General features: G+C 68.0%; 16 protein-coding genes and 3 pseudogenes. 7 read left to right on the top strand and 12 right to left on the bottom strand.

Features of this window, described 5'->3' with window-relative positions:
- The first annotated feature begins 132 nt into the window (after nt 1–132).
- Nucleotides 133–227 (top strand): annotated as a pseudogene (locus AVL59_RS52400).
- A gap of 252 nt (nt 228–479) precedes the next feature.
- On the opposite strand, the gene AVL59_RS22785 reads toward AVL59_RS52400, so the two are convergent.
- Entirely contained in the window at nt 480–944 is a 465-nt protein-coding gene (locus AVL59_RS22785) for an HNH endonuclease family protein (protein ID WP_237281616.1), read from the bottom strand.
- A gap of 162 nt (nt 945–1,106) precedes the next feature.
- Nucleotides 1,107–1,784 (bottom strand): HNH endonuclease family protein, encoded by a 678-nt coding sequence (locus tag AVL59_RS22780; protein WP_067317629.1) that lies wholly within the window; start codon nt 1,782–1,784, stop codon nt 1,107–1,109.
- Nucleotides 1,785–2,645: 861 nt separating this feature from the next.
- Here AVL59_RS22780 and AVL59_RS22775 point away from each other — a divergent pair.
- Nucleotides 2,646–3,824: a Cmx/CmrA family chloramphenicol efflux MFS transporter gene (locus AVL59_RS22775; protein WP_067307458.1), complete on the top strand. Its 1,179-nt coding sequence runs from the start codon at nt 2,646–2,648 to the stop codon at nt 3,822–3,824.
- Nucleotides 3,821–4,831: an IS481 family transposase gene (locus AVL59_RS22770; RefSeq protein ID WP_067307456.1), complete on the top strand. Its 1,011-nt coding sequence runs from the start codon at nt 3,821–3,823 to the stop codon at nt 4,829–4,831. Before AVL59_RS22775 ends, AVL59_RS22770 begins: the two co-directional genes overlap by 4 nt.
- Before the next feature lie 90 nt (nt 4,832–4,921).
- Here the strand turns inward: AVL59_RS22770 and AVL59_RS22765 are convergent, their stop codons facing one another.
- Together AVL59_RS22765 and AVL59_RS22760 are read right to left on the bottom strand one after the other, a co-directional pair.
- Nucleotides 4,922–5,533 carry a hypothetical protein gene (locus tag AVL59_RS22765; RefSeq protein ID WP_067307453.1) on the bottom strand — a complete coding sequence of 204 codons (612 nt, stop codon included), beginning with the start codon at nt 5,531–5,533 and terminating at the stop codon, nt 4,922–4,924.
- Nucleotides 5,530–6,132 (bottom strand): RNA polymerase sigma factor, encoded by a 603-nt coding sequence (locus AVL59_RS22760; RefSeq protein ID WP_067307450.1) that lies wholly within the window; start codon nt 6,130–6,132, stop codon nt 5,530–5,532. Before AVL59_RS22760 ends, AVL59_RS22765 begins: the two co-directional genes overlap by 4 nt.
- Before the next feature lie 651 nt (nt 6,133–6,783).
- On the opposite strand from AVL59_RS22760, the gene AVL59_RS22755 reads away from it, so the two are divergent.
- The 3 genes from AVL59_RS22755 to AVL59_RS22745 all read left to right on the top strand — a co-directional run bounded on the left by AVL59_RS22755 (nt 6,784) and on the right by AVL59_RS22745 (nt 12,514).
- Nucleotides 6,784–11,499 (top strand): RHS repeat-associated core domain-containing protein, encoded by a 4,716-nt coding sequence (locus AVL59_RS22755; RefSeq protein ID WP_067307447.1) that lies wholly within the window; start codon nt 6,784–6,786, stop codon nt 11,497–11,499.
- Nucleotides 11,499–12,044 carry an SMI1/KNR4 family protein gene (locus AVL59_RS22750; protein ID WP_067307444.1) on the top strand — a complete coding sequence of 182 codons (546 nt, stop codon included), beginning with the start codon at nt 11,499–11,501 and terminating at the stop codon, nt 12,042–12,044. The genes AVL59_RS22755 and AVL59_RS22750 overlap by 1 nt, the downstream gene beginning before the upstream one ends.
- A gap of 110 nt (nt 12,045–12,154) precedes the next feature.
- Entirely contained in the window at nt 12,155–12,514 is a 360-nt protein-coding gene (locus AVL59_RS22745; protein ID WP_067307442.1) for a hypothetical protein, read from the top strand.
- On the opposite strand, the pseudogene AVL59_RS22740 reads toward AVL59_RS22745, so the two are convergent.
- The 6 genes and pseudogenes from AVL59_RS22740 to AVL59_RS22720 form a co-directional block, all read right to left on the bottom strand.
- Nucleotides 12,504–12,695 (bottom strand): annotated as a pseudogene (locus tag AVL59_RS22740) (transposase); the annotation flags it as partial. The gene AVL59_RS22745 and the pseudogene AVL59_RS22740 sit on opposite strands and share 11 nt — an antisense overlap.
- Before the next feature lie 115 nt (nt 12,696–12,810).
- Nucleotides 12,811–12,956: pseudogene (locus AVL59_RS56885) on the bottom strand (helix-turn-helix domain-containing protein); the annotation flags it as partial.
- Nucleotides 12,957–13,006: 50 nt separating this feature from the next.
- Entirely contained in the window at nt 13,007–14,473 is a 1,467-nt protein-coding gene (locus AVL59_RS22735; RefSeq protein ID WP_067307440.1) for a UvrD-helicase domain-containing protein, read from the bottom strand.
- The gene (locus tag AVL59_RS22730; protein ID WP_067307438.1) at nt 14,470–14,949 is read right to left on the bottom strand and encodes a hypothetical protein; all 480 of its coding nucleotides are present in this window, start codon (nt 14,947–14,949) and stop codon (nt 14,470–14,472) included. Before AVL59_RS22730 ends, AVL59_RS22735 begins: the two co-directional genes overlap by 4 nt.
- A gap of 3 nt (nt 14,950–14,952) precedes the next feature.
- Nucleotides 14,953–15,822 carry a DUF6083 domain-containing protein gene (locus AVL59_RS22725; RefSeq protein WP_067307435.1) on the bottom strand — a complete coding sequence of 290 codons (870 nt, stop codon included), beginning with the start codon at nt 15,820–15,822 and terminating at the stop codon, nt 14,953–14,955.
- A 172-nt stretch (nt 15,823–15,994) separates the two neighbouring features.
- On the bottom strand, nt 15,995–16,258 hold the full coding sequence (locus AVL59_RS22720) for a helix-turn-helix transcriptional regulator (RefSeq protein ID WP_067307432.1): 264 nt from the start codon (nt 16,256–16,258) through the stop codon (nt 15,995–15,997).
- Nucleotides 16,259–16,434: 176 nt separating this feature from the next.
- Here AVL59_RS22720 and AVL59_RS22715 point away from each other — a divergent pair, with 176 nt between their 5' ends.
- Nucleotides 16,435–17,442: a hypothetical protein gene (locus AVL59_RS22715; protein WP_067307429.1), complete on the top strand. Its 1,008-nt coding sequence runs from the start codon at nt 16,435–16,437 to the stop codon at nt 17,440–17,442.
- A 75-nt stretch (nt 17,443–17,517) separates the two neighbouring features.
- Here AVL59_RS22715 and AVL59_RS56540 read toward each other — a convergent pair whose 3' ends face one another.
- Entirely contained in the window at nt 17,518–17,661 is a 144-nt protein-coding gene (locus tag AVL59_RS56540) for an SsgA family sporulation/cell division regulator (protein ID WP_107407378.1), read from the bottom strand.
- Nucleotides 17,662–17,743: 82 nt separating this feature from the next.
- Nucleotides 17,744–20,188: a DEAD/DEAH box helicase gene (locus AVL59_RS22710; RefSeq protein WP_067307427.1), complete on the bottom strand. Its 2,445-nt coding sequence runs from the start codon at nt 20,186–20,188 to the stop codon at nt 17,744–17,746.
- Between the last annotated feature and the right edge of the window lie 178 nt (nt 20,189–20,366).

Genomic DNA, 20,366 nt, shown 5'->3' with positions numbered 1-20,366 from the left:
GACGGAGTGCAGCGCCGGACCGCCACGCTCCCCCAGCAGACCACCTCAGGAAGACATCAGTCCCCCGTCAGGCAGCCCTGCCAGTCTTGTTCACGTGAACGGCACCGGACACCACCCGGAGCCGGAAACAAGGGAGAGGTGCCCGGAGCGGTTGATCGGGGACCAGCGAGCACGCCTCAAGGTCGGGCCCCACGAGGCCCACGCAGGTTCGAATCCTGCCCTCTCCGCCTCATGGAAGGCCCCGGACAACCTCGAGAACCATCGCGCCCGAGGGCCCTGGCTCGATTGGGGGCGCGATCAATTGGTGCAGGTGTCGAGCATGGACGACAGTGCCGTCTTCTCGTTGTCCGTGGTGGTCACGACTTGATGTGCGTGGAGTCCTTGGCGTAGGTGCACCAGAAGGCGCGGTTGGTGGGCCCCCAGTCGGCCGGCCGTCTGTCCGACTTCGAGGAGTTCACCGACTCCGAGGCGATCAGCAGCTACGGGTCTTTCAGGTCGTTACCGGAAGCATTGCGCTGGTCCGCCGTCCAGGTGTCGGCCCCTGAGCGCCAGGCCTCGGCCAAGGGGACCATGTGATCGATAGTGGCCTTCGCGACGTCGGTGACCGTGACGTCGTCGTAAGCCGAGTACCAGGAGCCGGAGGCGGGCTGGCAGTGGTCGGGCTTGTCCTGCACGTCCTTGCCGTCCCGGGCCAACACGTCCTGGCGGGTGGTACAGCCGTCCGGCTGCGTGGACCAGATATCGAACTTGTCCCGGGCATAGCCGTTCATCGAATGCGGGGCGGCCACCGTGAGGGCGGCCAGCGCGCTGCGGGCGGTAACAGTCGACGGAGGCGCGGGCGGCTCCGCGAGGACCGGAGCGGCACAGAAACCTGTCAGGAACAGAAACCCGCAGCCGTGACACCATGCGCTATGCGCGTTGACAAGGTCCGACAACTCCCCCACGGCTCCTTCACCGCGTGGTCACCGGCACTACGGGCAGGCCGGGCCGTCACGGCAGAGCCCTGTGCTGTCTCCTGACCGCGGCCTGGCCGGCCAGGTGCCGAAGGAGAGTTGACCCTTGGCGCGCTCGAAGCGCGCCAGGGCGCGGGCGGACTGGAAGGGCGGTCAGCGGGCCTGGGTGACAGTGATGGGAACGTCGGGGCAGCCGTCGAGCACGTCCGCGAGGGCGGCCCGCTCCGCGGGGTCGATGCTCAGGCCCCAGCGGATCTTGTCCGCGACCCAGTCGGTGACGTACTGGCAGCGGTAGCCGGCGGCCGGGGGAAGCCACGTGCTGGGGTCCTGGTCCGCCTTGGACCGGTTGCTGGCCGCCGACACTGCGATCAGCGCCCGGTCGTCACCTAGGTCGTTGGCGTAGGCCTCCCGTTCTTTCGCCGTCCACGCGTAGGCGCCGGAGTCCCAGGCCTCCGCCAGCGGGACCAGGTGGTCGATGTCCAAGCCCCTGGGCCCTTGGATGTAGCGGTCGTCGTACGGTGAGTACCACTCGCCACCAGTCAGCGCGCACTTCGCACCCTGCACCGGGGCGATGACCGCTTCGGCCTTGAGGACCTCGGCGCGGGTGGTGCAGCCGTCCTTGTCAGCGTCGATCCAGTGCTTGAACTTGGTGCGCTCGTATCCGGTGCGGTCCTCGGCCTGGACGGGCAGGCCGGCGAGGGCGTCACGGACGGGCAGGGTCACGGTGTCGCCGGGCGCGGCAGCAGCCGAGCTGGGAGCGGCATTGGCGGTCGTCGGGATGAGGAGAGCGGCGAACACGGCAGCCGCGGCAGCGGTGCGGGCGAAGTGCACGAGCAGGATCCTCTCGAAGATCACGGCAGGTCGTGATCTTCGTAGCGACTCCCGCAAGCAACCCGCCCGGGAACCGGTCGCGGCTCTACCCGATCGGGCGGTAAGTCAGATCGTCAGCACGCCCCATGCGCCACTTGGGATCCACGCCCGTAGCCCAGATCCCCGATGAGCCGATCAAGCTGGAACGATCCGCCGAAGAAGAACGCACGGAGCTCGCGCCAGCCTCACCGGTGACGACTACGACGCCCAGTGGCGCCGCTGGCGCAAGGCATCCGAGAGAGCCCAGGCGGCCAGACCGCGCACGCCGCGGCGACCGAGACCGGCCGGTACGAGGTAGAGCCGGCCGTGAAGACGGCCGTACAGCACGCCCAGGAGGAACCGGCCGTCGAATAGCCAGTCCAGCCCGTGAACTCCATGCCCGACGGGCCGTCGAACACTGTGCGGGCGGCTACTTCGAAGCCCGCCGTTCTGACTCAGGACCTGCAGTGGTCCCGGGTATCACCGAGTCACTCAGCGTGCGCGTACCACACCCAAACTGGCGGAGAGTACCGCGCAACACCCGAATGAAGCCACCCGCGACACCAACACGCCTAGCTGTTGCGGGACATGACGTTGGTGACACAAGCCGATGTCGGTGAAACCAAGATGCTTCGACGGGCATCGGTCGGGTAGCGTGCGGACCATGTCGAGTCCTGAGTCAGACAAGACGGGGGCTTTCGGTCACGCCGTCAGCCCCCTGAACCACTGAGCTCATAGCCCTGCCGTCGCGCCGCGTTCTGCGGTCGGACGGATGCGCCCTTAGGGGCTGGCCGCGGTGACGAGATGACCTTCTCGTGCTTCTCCTCGCCTCGGAGCCACTCGATGCCTCTTCCGCTGTACCTGCTTGCCCTGGCGGTCTTCGCCATGGGCACCTCGGAGTTCATGCTCGCCGGCCTCTTGCCGGACATCGCCTCGGATCTCGACGTCACCGTCGGGACAACAGGCGTGCTCACCTCGGCCTTCGCGATCGGCATGATCGTCGGCGCCCCCCTTGTCGCCGCACTTGCCCGCAGCTGGCCCAGGCGCTCCAGCCTGCTCGGGTTCATCCTCGCTTTCGCAGCAGCTCACGCCGTGGGCGCCATCACCACGAGCTTCCCGGTCCTGTTCGCTACCCGGGTCATTGCCGCGCTCGCGAACGCAGGGTTCCTCGCTGTCGCTCTGACGGCTGCCGCCACGTTGGTCTCGCCCCACAAGAAGGGACGTGCGCTGGCCGTGCTGCTGTCAGGCACGACGGCGGCCACGATCGCCGGTGTCCCTGGTGGCTCGGTACTCGGCGCCCTTCTCGGATGGCGGGCCACATTCTGGGCTGTTGCCGCTCTCTGTCTGCCGGCAGCTCTCGGCATCCTGAAGGGCATCCCAGCAGGACGTGTGAAGGAACAGGCGACTGGCGGGCCGGCCTTGCGAGCGGAGCTCGCCCAGCTGGCAAGGCCACGGTTGATCCTCGTGATGTTGCTGGGCGCGCTGGTGAATGCGGCCACCTTCGCCAGCTTCACTTTCCTCGCCCCCGTCGTGACCGGCACCGCCGGGCTGAGTGAGCTGTGGGTCTCTGTCGCCCTGGTCCTCTTCGGCATCGGTTCCTTCGTCGGAGTCACCGTCGCCGGTCGCTTGTCCGACCAGAACCCCGGCCCGGTCATCGCGGTCGGTGGTCCGCTGCTGCTGATCGGCTGGTCGGCCCTGGCCCTGCTGGCCGATGAGCCAGTTGCTCTGCTTGCCCTCGTGTTCGTCCAGGGTGCTCTGTCGTTCGCGCTGGGCAGCACCCTGATCACGCGGGTCCTTTACGAGGCCGCGGAAGCCCCCACCATGGCCGGTTCGTATGCGACCGCGGCGCTCAACGTCGGCGCCGCCGTCGGCCCCCTCATCGCCGCGACCACCCTCAACACCGGAGCCGAGAACCTCGGGCCGCTGTGGTCGAGCGGATTCCTGATCGCCATTGCGCTGCTCATCGCATTCCCCCTCCGCACGGCGATCGCGGCTGGCCGAAGCACCGAGGTGCTCCAGTGACGCATACGAACGCACCCTTGAACATCGAGGGACACCGAAGGCTCATCGAACGATGCCACACCCGTCCGATCGCCCACGTCGCCACCGAGGCCGGCGTCTCCCGCGCCCGCCTGTCCAAATGGAAGAACCGCTACGACCAGTACGGCGAAGCCGGGCTGCGAGACCGTTCCAGCGTTCCGCACTCCTCACCGACTCAGACCCCGCCCGACGTCGTCGAACGGATCGAACGGCTGCGGCGGGACAACAAGTGGTCAGCGCGCAGGATCGCGTTCGAACTCGCGGACCAGGGCGTGCGGATCAGCGAACATACCGTGGGCCGGTGGCTGGCACGTCTGGGCATCAACCACCGCCGGTTCCTCAATCCCGACGGCTCCGCCAACCGGCGCCCGCCGAAACGGATCGTGGCTCGCTACCCAGGCCACATGGTCCACCTCGACGTGAAGAAGGTCGGACGCATCCCCGAAGGCGGCGGGTGGCGGGCACACGGACGCGGATCCGAGCAGGCCAAGGCAGCCCAGCGCGCGAAGACCGCCGGCGACAAGGGCGGGTACATCTACCTGCACTCCGCTGTCGACGGGTTCTCCCGCCTGGCCTATACCGAGCCCCTTCCCGACGAGAAGGCCGCCACCACCGTGGCGTTCTTGAGCCGCGCCCGCGCGTTCCTCGCCGCCCACGGCATCCACAGGGACGTTCGCGTGGTCACCGACAACGGCGCCAACTACCGCGCCGCAGCCTTCGCGCGCACCTTGGCCCCATGGGCCTCCCGCCACCAGCGGACCAGACCCTACACACCCCGGCACAACGGCAAGGTCGAGCGCTACCAGCGCATCCTCGCCGAAGAGCTGCTCTACGCCCGTAACTGGACCTCTGAAGCAGAGCGAGCCCGAACGATCACAGTCTGGAACGTCCACTACAACTACCACCGGCCCCACACCACCACCGGAAACCGTCCTCCAGCCTCACGCCTCCGCACGGGCGTCACCAACGTCATGGCCAGCAACAACTAGCGCATCTGGTGGAGGAGCGCGCGGCAAGGAGTGGCGGGCGGCTCCATCCGAGCGTGTGGACACGGAGATACCCATGCCCTGACATCCTGTTCATCCGTCTCCGAGGAGACGGGCTACGGCGCTGGCAGGTACATCCAGTCCAGAGCCCAGCGGTGTCTCGGTGAGCACGGTGCGCAGCCGCTCGCAGAGCCCGGCGGAGATCTGTCCGGTGCGGGTGATCTGGTCTTCGACGTCGGCGAGCAGCGTCTGCAGTAGCTTTGCGGGTGAGCCGGGTCTGATCAGCGTGAGGACGGCGCGTAGTTCGCTCACAGCGCTCAGCGCGGCCTCGGCCGACTCGTCACGGCAGGTACTAGGCCGCCAGGAGGTACTCGCTGGGTGGGCCGCGTGTGCGTGGTCCCCGACCGCGAGATGCAGTCGAGTTCTTGCATAGTCGTCGAGGGTGTGTGACGGTCGGGGCGGCTTCAGCTCGAGATCGGGGGCCCAGGCGACGAAGCGAGGACGTGCATCAAAGCCGTCGTCCTGGCGGGCGGGCCGGTGACCGTCCTCGCATCGGTCGGTGTGCTCAGTTCCTTCCATCCATTCCTGGAGCTCCTGCTTGCGTCGGGTGAGGCTCGTGAGGTTGATGTCGATGCTGCTCTCGGTGTCCTGCAGCAAATGTTCCATCCTGCCGTCGTTGCTGCGGTCCTGCGTGCCGTCTGTCATGCCTGCTCCTCCCCTCGGGGCCGGGCGGGCTCGGTGATCTGCGGGTGCGGCATCACTGCGTGGCGCAACGCCGCGCGGGCGATGGCGACGTGTTTACGTACCCCCGAGGGCTCGATTCCCAGGATCTGGGCTATCTGTGCTGTTGAGCGTTGCTCGACGAAGTACAGGATGGCTATGTGTCTGCGCCGCTCGGGAAAGCTGCGGATCGTCCTCCAGCAGCGCTGAAGATCCTCACGGGCCAGGACGACGTCGGCGGGATCAGGAGGCGGCGAGGCGTAGTCCCGTAATAGTTCGGCGCCCAGCCGGCTCAGCCGCTGCGACCTGCGGATATCGTCGACCCACAGGTTGCGGCACACGCGGCGCAGCCATGCCCGGTGCCTTCCTGCCTCCACTTTCCGGACTGTTGCGAACCGACTGACTTCGGCGAGTTCGTCCCACTGTTGGGCCACCGCCATGAACACTCGCTGCACCAAGTCTTCCGCGGCCGGCTGCGCGCCGCCCGTCAGCAGCATGGCGTAGCGCAGCAGGGGAACCGCTTCCAAGTCCCATAGCTGTGTCACCTCATGCGCCGTCTGCCGGGAGATCCGTCGATCCGTCACACCGGCCTCCTCCCCTGACCGCCGCTCCCACACGGACCTCCATCGCGGGCCCGCCCCTGCTGCGCTGCTGGACCACTACTGTGCCCGGGGGCGCGTCACGCACCAGCGCCAGCAGCGTGGACCTGCGCGTGCGCTCAGCCAGCCACGAGCAGCCACACACCAGCAGCACCACTACGCAGACACCGGGTACGACACGCCACGATGCAACTACCGGGGACAGCCCCGACAGCCAGCGTCCTACAACAACTGTCATGCCTCTCTATCGAACAGCGGTCCCCAAACGCTGCCATCCACGTCCGACCATCCACGCGGTATTGCCGAACTGCACTCTCCACTCGCCGTCACCGGCGCCTCGATTCGGTCGGGTCGGTGCCAGATCCGGCCGTCGGCGGCCGGATCCGTGCCGGAGACGGCCAGGACTGGCCAAGTCACGGACCGCTTGTGGTAGCGCCTGGCAGGGCGCAGTTCATGTGGGTCTGCGGTTGGCGGTGCGCTCCGGCGCTGGAGATTCGGCATGGCAATCGACGAGGCTCACCTGGCGCAGACGCAAATGACGTGGTTATGCGCTTGCTCGGGTGTTCCTGACACCTACTAAGGTTCTCAGCAGCAACGCGTGAACGCGGCTTCCGCGAGCAACGGGGAGGAACGAGGATGGGATACACGATCCCGGGCTGGCTGGACGAGATCCTGGACTTCATCGGGATCAAGTTCCCCAACGTCGACGAGGACGATTACCGTGAAATGGCCGACGCCATGCGGGACTTCGCCGACAAGTTCGAGGGCCACGGCGCTGATGCGCACAAGGCGGTCTCCCGGATCCTGTCCTCCTCCCAGGGGTGGGCCGTTGACACGATGGAGAAGCACTGGAGCCACGTCAAGGCCAGCCATCTGGAGAAACTCCCTGAGCTTGCCCGTCTGTTCGCCACCGCCTGCGACGCCCTCGCGGACATCATCTTCGGCATGAAGACCAAGGCCGAGGCGGAACTAGCCATTATGGCCGGATCATTGGGCATCACGGCCGGCCTCGCCGTCGTGACCGGCGGTCTGTCCGCGCTCATCGGCGCAGCCGAGACCGCGGCAATGCGCCAGGTGATCAAGAGAATCATCGACGAGGCCGTGGACCGGATCGTGGACGAGGTTCTGGCAAAGATCACGGAGCCGATCAACGCCAAGCTGGAGGCGATGGTCGAGGACATGGTGCTCGACCTCGCCGAGGGGGCGTTCTCCATGCCGCCCGCCAGCGGGGGCAAGGAAGGACACGGAGGTCATGGCGGCCATGGGGGGATGAAGCTCGCCTCGGCCGGCGGCGACTCCGGCGGCGCTGCGGGCGAGGGCGCCCAGAAAGTCACCCATATCGACCACATCGAGTTCGAAGACGGCGCGGGCAAGGTCTCGCGGCACGGCGGCGAACTGCATCTGGCCGCCTCCTCGCCACTGTCGCGGGCCAAGGGAGCTTTCGGGCGGAGCAAGGGCCGCGATCCGTTCACGCAGGCCTTCGACAGCGTGCTGCACGGCGCGCTCAAGGGCTCGGAGAAGGCACTCGGCAAGATAGCCAAGCATGTAACGGATACGGTGCCGGACCGGGTGAAGGCCACCTCTCGGCTGCACAAGGGCATCGACATGGACGTCCGGGACCGAGTCCGCGGCATCCACATCAACAAGGCTGACATCGGTGGCGGTTCGGAACACGGCACGGTCCCCGGATCCGGCCACAAGCCAGACCACGACTTGAAGATCGACTCGGCGAAGCTCTCTCAGCAGTCCCATGCCCTGAACAGCAGGGAATGGTGTGGCGATCCGATCGACATGGCCAGCGGCCAGATGATGTTGGCTCAGACCGATGTGGACTTGCCAGGCGTACTGCCGCTGACGCTGCGCCGTACTCATCTCAGTGGCTACGAGGCAGGGCGCTCTTTCGGCCCTTCATGGGCGTCCACTCTGGACGAACGCCTTGTGGACAACCGGGACGTGGGCGGCATCTGGTGGTACCGGGAAGACGGCTCGGTTCTGGTCTATCCCCGCCGTCCCGATGTGCCCGGCGACCGGGTTCTTCCTGTTGCCGGCACCCCGCTGCCCCTGACGTACGTCACGCGCGGCACCTCTTACGTCCTTACCGTGGAGGATCCTTACACCGGGCTGACCCGTCACTTCGAGCCGGCCGCGGCGGAGGAGGGCATCTGGTGGTTGGCAGAGGTCCAGGACCGTAACCGCAACATCATCGGCATAGACCGGGGCGAGGACGACGCTCCGCTCGCCGTCACGCACACCGGTGGCTATCGCCTCCAGGTCACCACCGACACCGTCAGCGACCAGATACGCGTCACCGCCCTGCACGCGCTCAGCGATGACGGTCCCGTCGCGCTGCGCGCGTTCGTCTATGCCGAGAGCAGCGGGGATCTGACCGAGGTACGTAACGCGGTCAATGCCCCGCTGCACTTGACCTACGACGGCACGCACCGTATCACCAGCTGGCGTGACTCCAACGACACGGCGTTCACGTACGAGTACGACGCGCAGGGCCGGGTGATCGCTACCCGAGGGACCGCCGGTATCCTCAATTCCACCATCGTGTACGCCGGGCCGGATGCGGACGGTGTCACCACCGCGACGTATACAGACTCGCTGGGCCACGCCACCGTCTACCGCGCCAACCGGCACGGCCAGGTCATCGCGGTGACCGACCCGCTCGGCGCGACAACCACCCAGGAATGGGATCGACGCGACCATCTGCTGTCCCGCACCGACCCGTTGGGCCGCACCACGCGGTGGGAGTGGGACACCGCCGGCGACCTGGTGACCACCACGGCGCCAGACGGCACGGTCAGCCGCACCGTGTACAACGACCTGCACCTGCCCGTCGACTGGACGGGCCCGGACGGCACCCGGATCCTGCAGGAGTTCGACGAGCGGGGTAATCGCATCGCGGTCACCGGCCCTGACGGCGCGCTCACCCGCTTCACCCACCATCCAACCGGAGCACCGGCGACCCTGACCGACGCGCTGGGCGCGAGGGTACAGATCGAAGCGGACCAGGCGGGATTGTTGGTTGCCGTCGAGGACAGCCGCGGCGCCCGCACCACCTGCCAACGGGATACGTTCGGCCGCCCCATCGCCCTCAGCGACGCGCTCGGCGCCACGACTCGTCTGGCCTGGGATGCGGAGCATCGCCTGGTGGAGCGGGTCGCCGCCGACGGAACACGCGAAAGCTGGAGCTGGGACGGCGAGCACAACTGCCTCTCCTACACGGACCAGACCGGTGGCCGCAGCGCCTTCGCCTACGGCCCCTTCGACGTGCTGCGCACCCGCACCACCGCGGACGGTGCCGTGTACACGTTCACCCACGACACCGAGATGCGGCTGACCACGGTCACCGAACCCGCTGGGCTCACCTGGACGTACCGCTACGACGAGCGGGGTGCCCTGGTGGCGGAGACGGACTTCGACGGCCGGACGACGACCAGCACTTACGATGCGGCCGGCCAGCTGACGACCCGCCGCACCCCCACGGGAGCGACATTCGCCTTCGAGTACGACACGGTCGGCGATCTGCGGGCCAAGGAGGCCGACGGAGCACGCACCGAATACACCTACGACAAGGCTGGCCGCCTGACTGCCGCGGTCTGCGCTACTTCGCAGGTCGGCCTGGAGTATGACGCTGTCGGGCGGATGGTGGCCGAAACGGTCGACGGGCGTACCATGCGCTACCGCTACGACGCGGCCGGCCGGCGCACCGGCCGTACGACGCCCACCGGAGCGGTCACCGAAACGTCCTGGGACACGGTAGGTAACTGCACCGGCCTGACAGTCGCGGACGTCCACCGCTTGGCCTTCGAACGCGACCTGCTGGGCCGCGAGATCCAGCGGAGCTGGGGCGAGCAGGCACTCCTCTCCTCTTCCTGGGATCAGCTGGGCCGCCTCACCGGCCAGACCCTTTCCCTCGGCGAACACCGGTCCCACGAGCGGGAGTTCACCTACCGCCAAGACGGCTACCTCACCTCCGTCACCGACCGCGGAGCCGACCGCAGCCTGAGCTACGAACTCGACCCGCTCGGCCGCCCCCTGTCCGTCTCCACCCGGCACGGCACCACCGAGACCTACCGCTACGACCCTGCAGGCAACCAGACCCACGCCAGCTGGGCCGGCGGGTTCGGCGACCCAGATGCGGCAGGGGACCGTGCCGTGGCCGGGACCCGCCTGGTGTCCGCAGGGCGCATCATGTATCGGCACGACAGCGCGGGCCGCCTCGTCGAACGCAGCCGCAAGCGCCTGTCCCGCAAGCCGGACACGTGGCACTACTCCTGGGACGCGGAAAACCGGCTCACGTCCTGCACTACCCCGGACGGCACCGTCTGGAACTACCGTTACGACGCCCTCGGGCGCCGCACAGCGAAGTACCGCCTGGCCCCGGACGGCACCACCGCGGAAGAGATCATCTTCAGCTGGGACGGCACCCGTCTCGCAGAACAAGCGGACGCCACCATGGGCACGGTGCTGACCTGGGAATACGACGGCTACCGTCCCCTGACCCAGTACGAGCGCAAGACGATTTCGCAGGACGAGGTCGACGCCCGCTTCTTCGCCATGGTCACCGACCTGGTGGGCACGCCCACGGGACTTGTCGACGAGAACGCGGTGGCTTGGCACACCCGGACCACCGCATGGGGGACCACGGCGTGGAACACCGACGCCACGGCCTACACCCCGCTGCGTTTCCCCGGCCAGTACGCCGACCCCGAAACCGGCTTGCACTACAACTACTTCCGGCACTACGACCCCGAGACCGCTCGCTACGCCAGCCCCGACCCTCTTGGCCTTGGCCCGGGCCCCAACCCGGTCGCCTATGTGACCAACCCGCAGACCGAGCTCGATCCCCTGGGCCTAGCCCCGTGCAACGAGCAGGACGTCACCTGGGGCGGCCGCGTCCACTACGGGCCACCGGGCCCGGGCAATCGCGCGACCGGTGTCCGCGCCACACTGGAACCCGACATGATGGGCGGCAAGACCCGCCCCCGCGTCAACGTGCCCGGATACAAGAAGGGCGGAGCCTGGAACAAGGGCCACCTGCTCGGAGCCCAGCTCGGCGGCTCCAACAAGGACCCACGGAACTTCGTGGCCATGCACGCCTACGCCAACAGCCCCGTCATGCGGCAGGTCGAGAACGACGTGCGAGCGGCCGTGGACCGAGGCGAGACCATCACCTATCACGTCACACCGATCTACCGGACCAACGACCCCACCGATGTCGTGCCCGTCGGCGTCACCATCGAGGCCCACGGCAACCGCGGATTCCAGTTCACACCCCTGGGCTCGGACAGCCCCACCAACTCGGTCACTATCCTGAACGAACCCCGACCCGAGGAACGCTGATGAACCCCTCCCTCACCCGCCTCACCGAACTGCTTCCGCCCCCGGAAACGACACCCAAGGACTGGGCCGCCGTCGAGGAGCAGCTAGGAACGCCGCTGCCGGAGGACTACAAGGAACTGGTCGACACCTACGGCGGGGGTCTCTTCGACGAGAACGTCTGGCTGCTGGAGCCCGGCTGCCCACGCCCGCGCTACGACCTGATCTCTATGGACGCCCAGTGCCGCGAGTCACTGCAGCAACTGTGGGACCACGGCGAGCCCCGCCCCGCCGAACTGGAGCAGGAAGGCGCCCGCCTCATCCCCTGGGCCTACGAGGACGAGGGCGGCGAGGTCCTCTACCTGCTCTCCACCCCCGGCCAGAAGCCCGAAAACTGGCCCGTCCTGATCAACGAAGGCCGCGGCCCCGAATGGGAACGCCACTCCGGCCCCTGCACCTCCTTCCTGCTCTCATTGATGACAGGAGAAATCGAATCCGAGTACTTCCCCGACATGCCCATGGACGAACACCTCTTCGAAACCAACGAGGAGATCTTCGCCAACGGGTGAGGACGAAGATCTCGTGAAGGCGTGTACGGAACTTTGTGTAAGACATCGTTTCCTTTGGCACCTGCCAGCCGCAGCGATGTCTTGTCATTGCGGTGTGAGAGCCTCCGAGCATGAGTTACGACTTGGCCGTCTGGGAAGGAGAGCGGCCGGCAGATGACAGGACCGCCGGTCGAGTCTTCACGGACCTCTTCGACCGCTACCTGGACACAGAGGTGGGCTCTTCTCCTCCGACCGAGCGCATCGCAGCTTACGTTGCCGCGCTTGTGGAGCGGTGGGATGACGTGACGGATGATGTGGAGGACGCCTCGCCTTGGTCCGCAGGACCGTTGATCGGTGGGGCCGGTGGCCCTCTCGTCTACTTTCCGATGAGTTGGAGCAGGGCTGAGGAGGTCTCTGACTGGGCAGCCGCCCTCGCAGACTCGATGGGGCTGGTCTGCTTCGATCCTCAGCAGAATCGGCTCAGGTCCTGACGGTCTTGGTCAGGCGGCGGTATCCGATCGGAAGCGCCGCCAGGCCGACGAAGGCGAGGAAGTGCTCGGCCTCGCGTTCGTAACGACGGTGCAGGCGCCGGCATCCGGCCAGCCAGGACACGGTTCTCTCGACGACCCAACGGTGGCGGCCCAATCGCGTGGAAGACTCGATGCCTTTGCGGGTCCGGTCCAGCTCGTCCGCGACGGCCGTCACGTCTGAGCGATACGACGGCCGCCACGGCTTGGACAGCACTCATGACGGTCACCAACAACCAGCGGAAACGAACAACGACGAGGTAGGCATACGCCGACTTCCGGGAGACCCTCAGACGCCGCGCGACCTGCGGTGGCGCCACCCCTTGCGTGAATAGCTCGGCGGCCTCGATCCGTACTTGCTCCCTCTGAGCCCGCTGCTTCACGGTCCCCTATCGGGATACCGCATGACACTGGGATACACCCACCACCGAGATCTCCGTCACCCCGAACCGAACCTCAGTAGTCACGGGTGTCGGGGATATCGCGGATCCAGGTCAGGCCTCCAAGGTCCAAGCGCTGGCGGGTGCGAGTGACGGCTACATAGGCCAGGCGGGCTTCGGCATCGTCAATCGGGCCGGGAGACGTTGTGCAACCGCTCTGATTGCCCAGTTGCTGGTCTTGGGGGCGGGCGAAGTCGTCGGCGATGAGCACGCGAGGCCATTCGCGACCTTTGGCCTTATGGGCGGTGGAGATGGTGACCTGAGCGTGTGGTTCGGGGACGAGCTGGGCGACGGCAGCGAGGATGGCGCCGGTGCCGTGGGTGTCGACAAGGTTGACGAGCGGCTGGAGGTCGCGTCCGGCGGGGTCATGGGCGGCGTAGTCCTGCAGGTCACCCCAGCAGGGGAAGAGGACCAGTTCGGGGTGGTGAGTGCGGCGGCCCTCTTTCAGGTCGCGGGAAGCCTGGGCGAGGGCGCGCAGGCCGTCTCCTCCCCCGGTCAGGGCGACTTGGCATCCGGCGGCCATCAAGGTCATGACGTGGGCCATGGCGCCGACGTTGGTGCGGCACAGGACGGCGTCGGGGTTGGTGACGGGGCCGATTTCGGTCGGTACTGCGGGGGTGCCGGTAAGGCGGAGGGGGGCGTCGGCCAGGTGCAGCCAGCGGTTGGCTTCCTCGGCGAGGTGGGGTCCGAAGCGGAAGGACTGCGACAGGGTCAGGTGGGTGCCGTTGAAGCCGGCAATGACGTCTTTGGCGCCGCGCCACTGGTAGATGGCTTGTGCGGAGTCGCCGACCATGACGAGCTGGGCGTGGTGGCGCTGGTTGAGGAAGATCTGTTCGACGACGGGGTCGGTGTCCTGGGCTTCGTCCAGGAGCAGGTAGTCGGCGTCGAGTTTGGGCTGGGTGAGGGCCCAGATCTTGAGGTAGTGGTCGTGTTCGAAGCGGACGCAGCCGTCGTCGGGGTTTTGCAGATCGGTCCAGGCTTTGCGGGCGACGGGGATGATGTGGGTGGCGAGTTCGCGGTGCAGGTCCTTGTCCTCGAGGCCGCGCAGTTTCGGTACGTGGTGAGGGGTGATCGTTTCGTCGGCGGTGTGACAGAAGCGGGTGACGGTGCGCAGGAGGGCGTTGGACAGGGCTCGTTGGGAGAGGTCGCGTTCGCCGATGCGGATGGCTTTGGTCAGGCCGAGGGCCTGTCCGGTCTGCCAGGCGGGGCGGCGTGGGGCGTTCAGGCGGCGGGTGTAGCGGTGGCCGACGACGGCGTAGGCCAGGGCGTGGGTGGTCTTGCACTGGACGGTGCGTGGGAAGCGGGCGGTGGCGTCTTGGGCGATGGCCCGGTTGTAGGCGAGGTAGCGGCCGCGGCGTGGGGTGGTGCGGGCGAGCAGGGCCAGGGTGGTGGTTTTGCCGGTGCCGGCGCCGGCTTGCAGGGCCAGGTGTTCGCCGGCGTGGAAGGCGTCGGCTGCGGCGGTCTGTTCGTCGGTTGGTTTCATGGCGTGGGGTCGTCCTTGGGGAGTCGGGTGAGTGCGTGCCCGACGGCGGCGAGCAGGTGTGCTGGGGTGGTGCGGGCCAGAATCCGGTGCACGTCCTGACTGAGGCGGTCGATTTCTTGCTCGGCGTGGCTGGTCAGGGCTCGGTGCACAGCCAGTTCCACGAAGCGCTCCGGGGGCAGGCCGGTCCGGCGGGCTTCGGCCTTCATGGCAGCGTGCGCGTGAGGGGGAAATGCCACGTTGAGCAGCGCTTTGTGCTCCGCGTCGGGGTAGTGCGTGGTGATCACGTCGATGGGCAGCAGTCCCCCGAGCTGGTGGCGCAGCCGACGTGCAGCCCGGTGGGGTGTCTTGGCGTCGATGAGGGCTATGAGCCGGGTGGTGTCGTGGTTGGCGGCGAGCGGCATTCTGTGGCGCGCGGTGTCGAGTTCGAGCAGGTCCAGGGCTTGTGTGAGGGTGATCTCTAGAGCGTGGTGGGGCATCTGTCACCTTCGGCGGAGGTGGTGAGGCTGCGGGGGCGGCAGCTGGGTGTGGATGTGAACGGTGTGGAGGAGCGGGTCGAAGGGCTGCCAGCCGGCCAGGGCCAGGTCGGCTGCCGTTGGGGTGGCGGCGTGGTTGGTGCAGCGTTGGGTGCGCCAGCGCAGTTGGTCCGCGTAGGGCAGGTGGCTGAGGTCATAGACGGCCATGTGTGTGTCGGGCAGGGTGAGTTGGCCGTGTCGGGGCTGGGTGGGCAGCAGCGTCCAGTGTCCTGTGGGGCGGGCCGGGTCGAGGATGGGGTGCGTGCAGCGGCGCCTTTGGCGGGTCTGGGCGACGCAATGGATCTCTTCAATGGGTCCTTCGCCGAGGTAGTCGACGAGAAGGATGCGGGCGACAGGACGGGCGGGTTGCTTGTCGTCGTCTTCTGGGGTTGCGGTGGCGGGGGTGTGGGATTGAGGGGTGAAGGCGCCGGTGTCGATCAGGCGCCGGGAGCGAAGGGCCAGTTCGCGGCGCAGCGGTGTGAGGCGGGGACTGCTGGTTCGGGGGTGGGGGGTCTGCTGGGGGCAGAGGGCGGCATGCGGGATGCGGCACCATCCGCTGCCGTCGTCATGCGGGTGGGCGATACCGCCGCTGAGGTGCCAGCGGCAGGCTTGGGAGACGTCAGCGGTGGCTACTTCCGTGGGGTGCAGGGCGATGGGCCGGTCGTCGTGACGGGGGTACCAGTCGATGCGGGTGCCGCAGTGGCGGCAGCGGCTGGTCTGCCCGGCGCGTAGCAGGCGGCTGGGGCTGTTTGAGGCGATCTGCAGGGAACGGCGGGGAGGGATGCGGCGGGGGCTGTCGTCCCAATGGCGGCCGGTGTGTGCGGGGCGGGGGCGCATGGCGGCGACCGTGCCAGGCGACACGTGGCCGGGCGCAATGTGTCAGCGGGTATGTCCCACGTTTGGCGCAGCAGCCTCGAACACATAAGCCCCAGTTCGGGCAGGTGTTTGATGGCGGCTCATCGGTTCGGGTGATTCGCAGCCAGGTGTGCCCGCTGGCGGGCGGAGGGGTTCAGGACTTGCTGACACCAGGCGGCGTGTGGTCGTCGCAGAGGGTGCCCAGCAGCTGTTCGATCGGCACGTCGAAGGTGTGGGCGAGAGTGTGCCAGGTGGTGAGGCTGCCGCTGGTGCGGCCGTGTTCGAGGTCAATGAGGGTGCGTCGCGCAAGGCCGCTGCGTTCGGCGAGCTCGTCGAAGGTCCAGCCGCGCTCGCCCCTCAACCGCGCGAGTTCGACACGCAGTGCGGTGAGGTCGGGGTCGGGCGGCAAGATCGTCACTCCACCATCCGACGGTGCAGGACCCTGCCCTGTCAGTGCAGACTTCTGCACTATTTGCCGGAACGGGGGTGATATTCGCGGTGCACAGATCTGCACTAGCGTGCGTCCGTTCCGGAATGCCTGCCTGCCAGGTAACCGGCTCTACGGCGCGGACAGAACAGGAGGAAAGCCAGCCGATGAGGCTCGTCGGCGCCGCGGTGCGGCGCATCTGGACGGTGGAACTGCGTCCGCGCCCAGGCGGGCCCACCCTCGCCTGCATCCGTTGCACCGCCCACACGCTTCCCCTTCAGGCCGAGTCCGCACGGTCTGCCGCCCTGGCCCACTTGGCCAGTCACGCCCGCGCCGACGCTCTGCCCACGCACCTGCGGACTTGCCAGTGCCGTGCTCAGGGTTGCCTGTGGCATCCGCGCCACCGCGGCTGCGCCGGCCCTGTCCTGCTCGCCCTCACCCGCGACCACAGCGGCCGCGCCTGGCGGCTGGCCGATGCCTGCGCGGCGTGCGCGGCCGCAACCGGCAACACCGCCGTCGTCCCCGACACTCTGCTCAGCAGTCCGCGCTCCCCCACATCCGACCCCACGGCTGTGCGACGCGTACCTGGACCGGGCGCAGACGAGTACCTGCGCGTGCGAGAGATGCTCACCTATCTGGCCACGGCGCTCCCGAGGTGCACCTCCCCCGCAGCCCGGCTTCTCGCCCTGCAGTTGGCGCTACGCGCCAACGCTCACGGCCTTGTCCGGCTGCCTGCCGGGCTGCTGCGCAGCATGCGCCTGCGCGGACGCACCGAGATCTGGGAGGAACTTGCTCACGGTTTCTGGTTGCGGCCGCCGGATCTGAGGCCAACGCCGGTCGAGGTGCAGCTGCTCGATGCTGCCGTCAGGGACCAGGCCCCCGGCCGCGGCGCACGCCGCCGAGCCGCCCACTGGGCGCTCCGCCCCAGACCGCTGGCCCTGCACACTGCCGCACCTCCTGCCGTCCAGTTGGTTGCGCTCGTCCTGGCCGCGCACCCTTCCCCTTGCTCTACGCACACCGTCGACATGGGCGTGCTAGCCCGCCTGTGCGGCCACTCGCCGCACCAGACAGCCGAACTGCTCGACCGGCTCGTCGCCACGCGTACGCTGGCTCGCTGGCGCCACGAGCGGGACATCGACGAGGTGGTATGGAATCTGTACGGCCAGCGGCCGTAAAGCGCGCCGCAATCCGCCACACCGCACGCGTGAAGACAAGGCACCTGCCCTGTCGCCCATTTCAGAGCCGTTCCCTCAAGGTGAGCTCAGCCGGATGATCGTGCAGCCCTCCTTGCCCTCGGACGACTCGGGCAAGCTCCAGACGATCACGTCGCCTTCTCCGTTGCCGTGATCCCGCCCCTCCGTCAGCAGGTCACGAGGCAAAGGCCACACGATCATCGCCTGATTCGGTCGTTGGCCAGGGCCGGAGTCAGCGCAGGATCCAGCCGGTCACGGGCACTGCCGTATCAAGTCCGGTCCGTCACCGGAGGGCGAGGTGAGCCGGCCGGGTCCACGACAGATCTGGTTCGGACCACCAGGCGTCGGCGCCGAGGACATCCTCCATGGGGCCCTCGTGGGTGGTGGCTGGCCTGAAGACGGGGTCCAGGTCGATCCCGAGTGCGACAAGGGCCGTGACTTGGGGTGTGGTCATCTGCGCAGTGTCGCTGCGGCATCTGCGCAGCCACTGGCCGAGGAGGACCTCGTCGCCGTGAACGTCTTCGCGGTGGGCCAGCGTGACGTCAAGGTGGCCTTCGCGCTGCTGGAACTGGCGGGCTGCCGTCAGGCCGCGGCTGAAGGCGCGGGCGCGGGGTGCGGGGTCGGCCAGCAGCAGCATGGTGTGGGCGTGCAGGTGGGGGTGCTGGGCGGCGAGTTGGGCCAGCAGCCGCATCTGCTGGGGATGCAGGGTGTGCAGGTTGGTGAGCTGGTGGTCCAGCCAGGTCGCGGCCTCCTTGCCGGAGGCGGGCGTGGGGGTGGTAGCGGAGACGCTGGGGGTGAGGGCGAGGTGGGTGTAGTCGTATTGCCAGGACACGCCCCAGGGCGGATTCCACCAGGGGTCGACGGCGATGAGGGCATCGACGCGGTCATCGTGCAGCCTTTTGTCTGCGGCCAGTCGGCGCTGCCGGGCCAGCCAGCGCACCAGTGGCCGGTCGTTGGGTGCGGGGGCTCGGGTGACGGCCAACGTGCCGTGGTGGGAGGCGAAGGCGATGGCCTGTTCCAGATGGGCTTCGAAGCTTCCTTCGGGGTGAGGCCAGGAGATGTTGAGGCTGGTCAGGGCGAGGGCGCGCTCGGGGATGAGGCTGCCGTGCGCGTACAGCGAGCGTTGCTGGCCTAGCCAGAGCCCCAGGGGGTATCCGGTGCGGTCGGTGTACTCGCTGGGCACGTCGAGGTGTCCGCAGCATTCGAAGTAGCGGATGGCGGCCTCCCAGCCGACCTGCCACAGTCCGGTGTCGACCTGGTGGGTGCGCAGCTCGGTGACGGCGGCGACTTCCCCGGCTCGCTCGGGCGCCGGGGGGCGGGGAATGGTGCGCCGGAAGTCGGCGTGGTCGCCGCCCAGGCGCCGCCAGTAGCGTGAGTCGTGGGTGCGCAGTCCGTTGAGGACCTCCCAGAGGATGGCGAACTCCGAGGAGAGCATGGCCTGTTCGGTGCTTTGATGGGAGCCGATGTAGACGGGGACGATCAGGACGGCGATCTTGCCGGCGCCCGGGGGCTGGCGCAGGGCACGGCCCAGTGCCTGGATGATGTCGGAGGCGTTGCGTTTGGGGTCGGCGAACAGGACGGCGTCCGCGTCGGGCACGTCGACTCCTTCGCCCAGGACCCGGACGTTGGACAGCACGGCCCCGTCGACGGAGTCGGCGGGGCCAGTACGGCGGCGCAGCAGGGGGATGCTTTCGAATTCGGCCAGGAACTGGGCGCGCAGGCGGGGCGGCTGCTTGCTGTGCAGGGCGTGGGCCCACAGGCGGCTGATACGGGTGTTGGCAGCAGCCGCCTGGACGGTGTGGGGCAAGGTGTCGCTGAACTGGCGGGCGTAGGCGATGCGGTTGTGAAAGCTGATTACCCGGCGGATGCTGTGGGTTCTCATCGCATGCAGCAGGCAGACCTGCAGGGCAGCCAGCCGCAGTCCGTTGGGGTGACGGGAGATGTCGTCGGTGGTGAGGATGTCGCGCAGGTCGTCGTCGGTGATGACCGGGGCGACGATGCGGTAGTCGGCAAGGATGCCCCGGTCGATGGCGTCGGCGAGGCCGAGGTTGTAGACGACGGGCCCGTAGATGGAGGCGTCGTCCATGGAGGCCAGGGGTTCGGGTTTTTCGTCGGGATCTGGTGAACGACGGCGGCGGCGTGGTGCGGTGGGGTCCTCGGGCTTCCAGATGCGGGGGGTGGCGGTCATGTAGAGGCGGCGTTCGGCGGGGATCTCGCGGTCGTGGTGGATGGTGGCCCACTGCTTATTGCTGCTGCCGCTGCTGCGGTGTGCCTCGTCGATGATCACGATGGCCCAGGGAGGGAGCCGGTAGTGCCGGTGGGCGCGGGCGATCGCGGGGAGGGATTGGTAGGTGGTGAACACGACGCCCGGGCCGGGGAAGGCGGCCAGGGTGCTGGCGATGTGGGCCGGGTCGGTGGTGGCGGTGAGGCGGTCCCCGGAAAAGCTCACCATGGTCGGCTTGAGTGTGCAGACGGCGAGCATGCGGGTGATGTGGCTGTCGGCGTGCCAGTGCCAGGCGGTCTGGCTGATCAGGTTCAGGGAGGGGACGACGACGAGGATGTGTCCCGGGCCAGCGAAGTGTTCGGCGATGCGGATGGCGGTGATCGTCTTTCCGGTGCCGGTGGCGGAGATGATCGTGGCCCTGGGCATGCGGGACAGGGCCCGCACCGCGGCGTCGTACGCTTCACGCTGGTGGACCCGTAGTTGTTTGACGCCGCTCTCCGCCACAGCAGGGGCTCCCTTCGCGGGACGGTGCAGGCAGCAGCTGTCCGGCCGCATCCGACTGCCCGGGGGCGGCAGGCGCTGAGTCGACCTTGCGTCAGCCGCGTCAGCTGTTCAAAGCTGATACGGAAAGTCGTTACCGAGATCACAGCGCACGGTACGAGCCAGGGCACCGCACGCGCGT

Origin of the sequence: Streptomyces griseochromogenes (assembly GCF_001542625.1) — a bacterium.
GTDB classification, from domain to species: Bacteria; Actinomycetota; Actinomycetes; order Streptomycetales; family Streptomycetaceae; genus Streptomyces; species Streptomyces griseochromogenes.
Note: the sequence above shows the minus strand (reverse complement) of the source record. Positions and strands in the feature narration are given on the sequence as shown.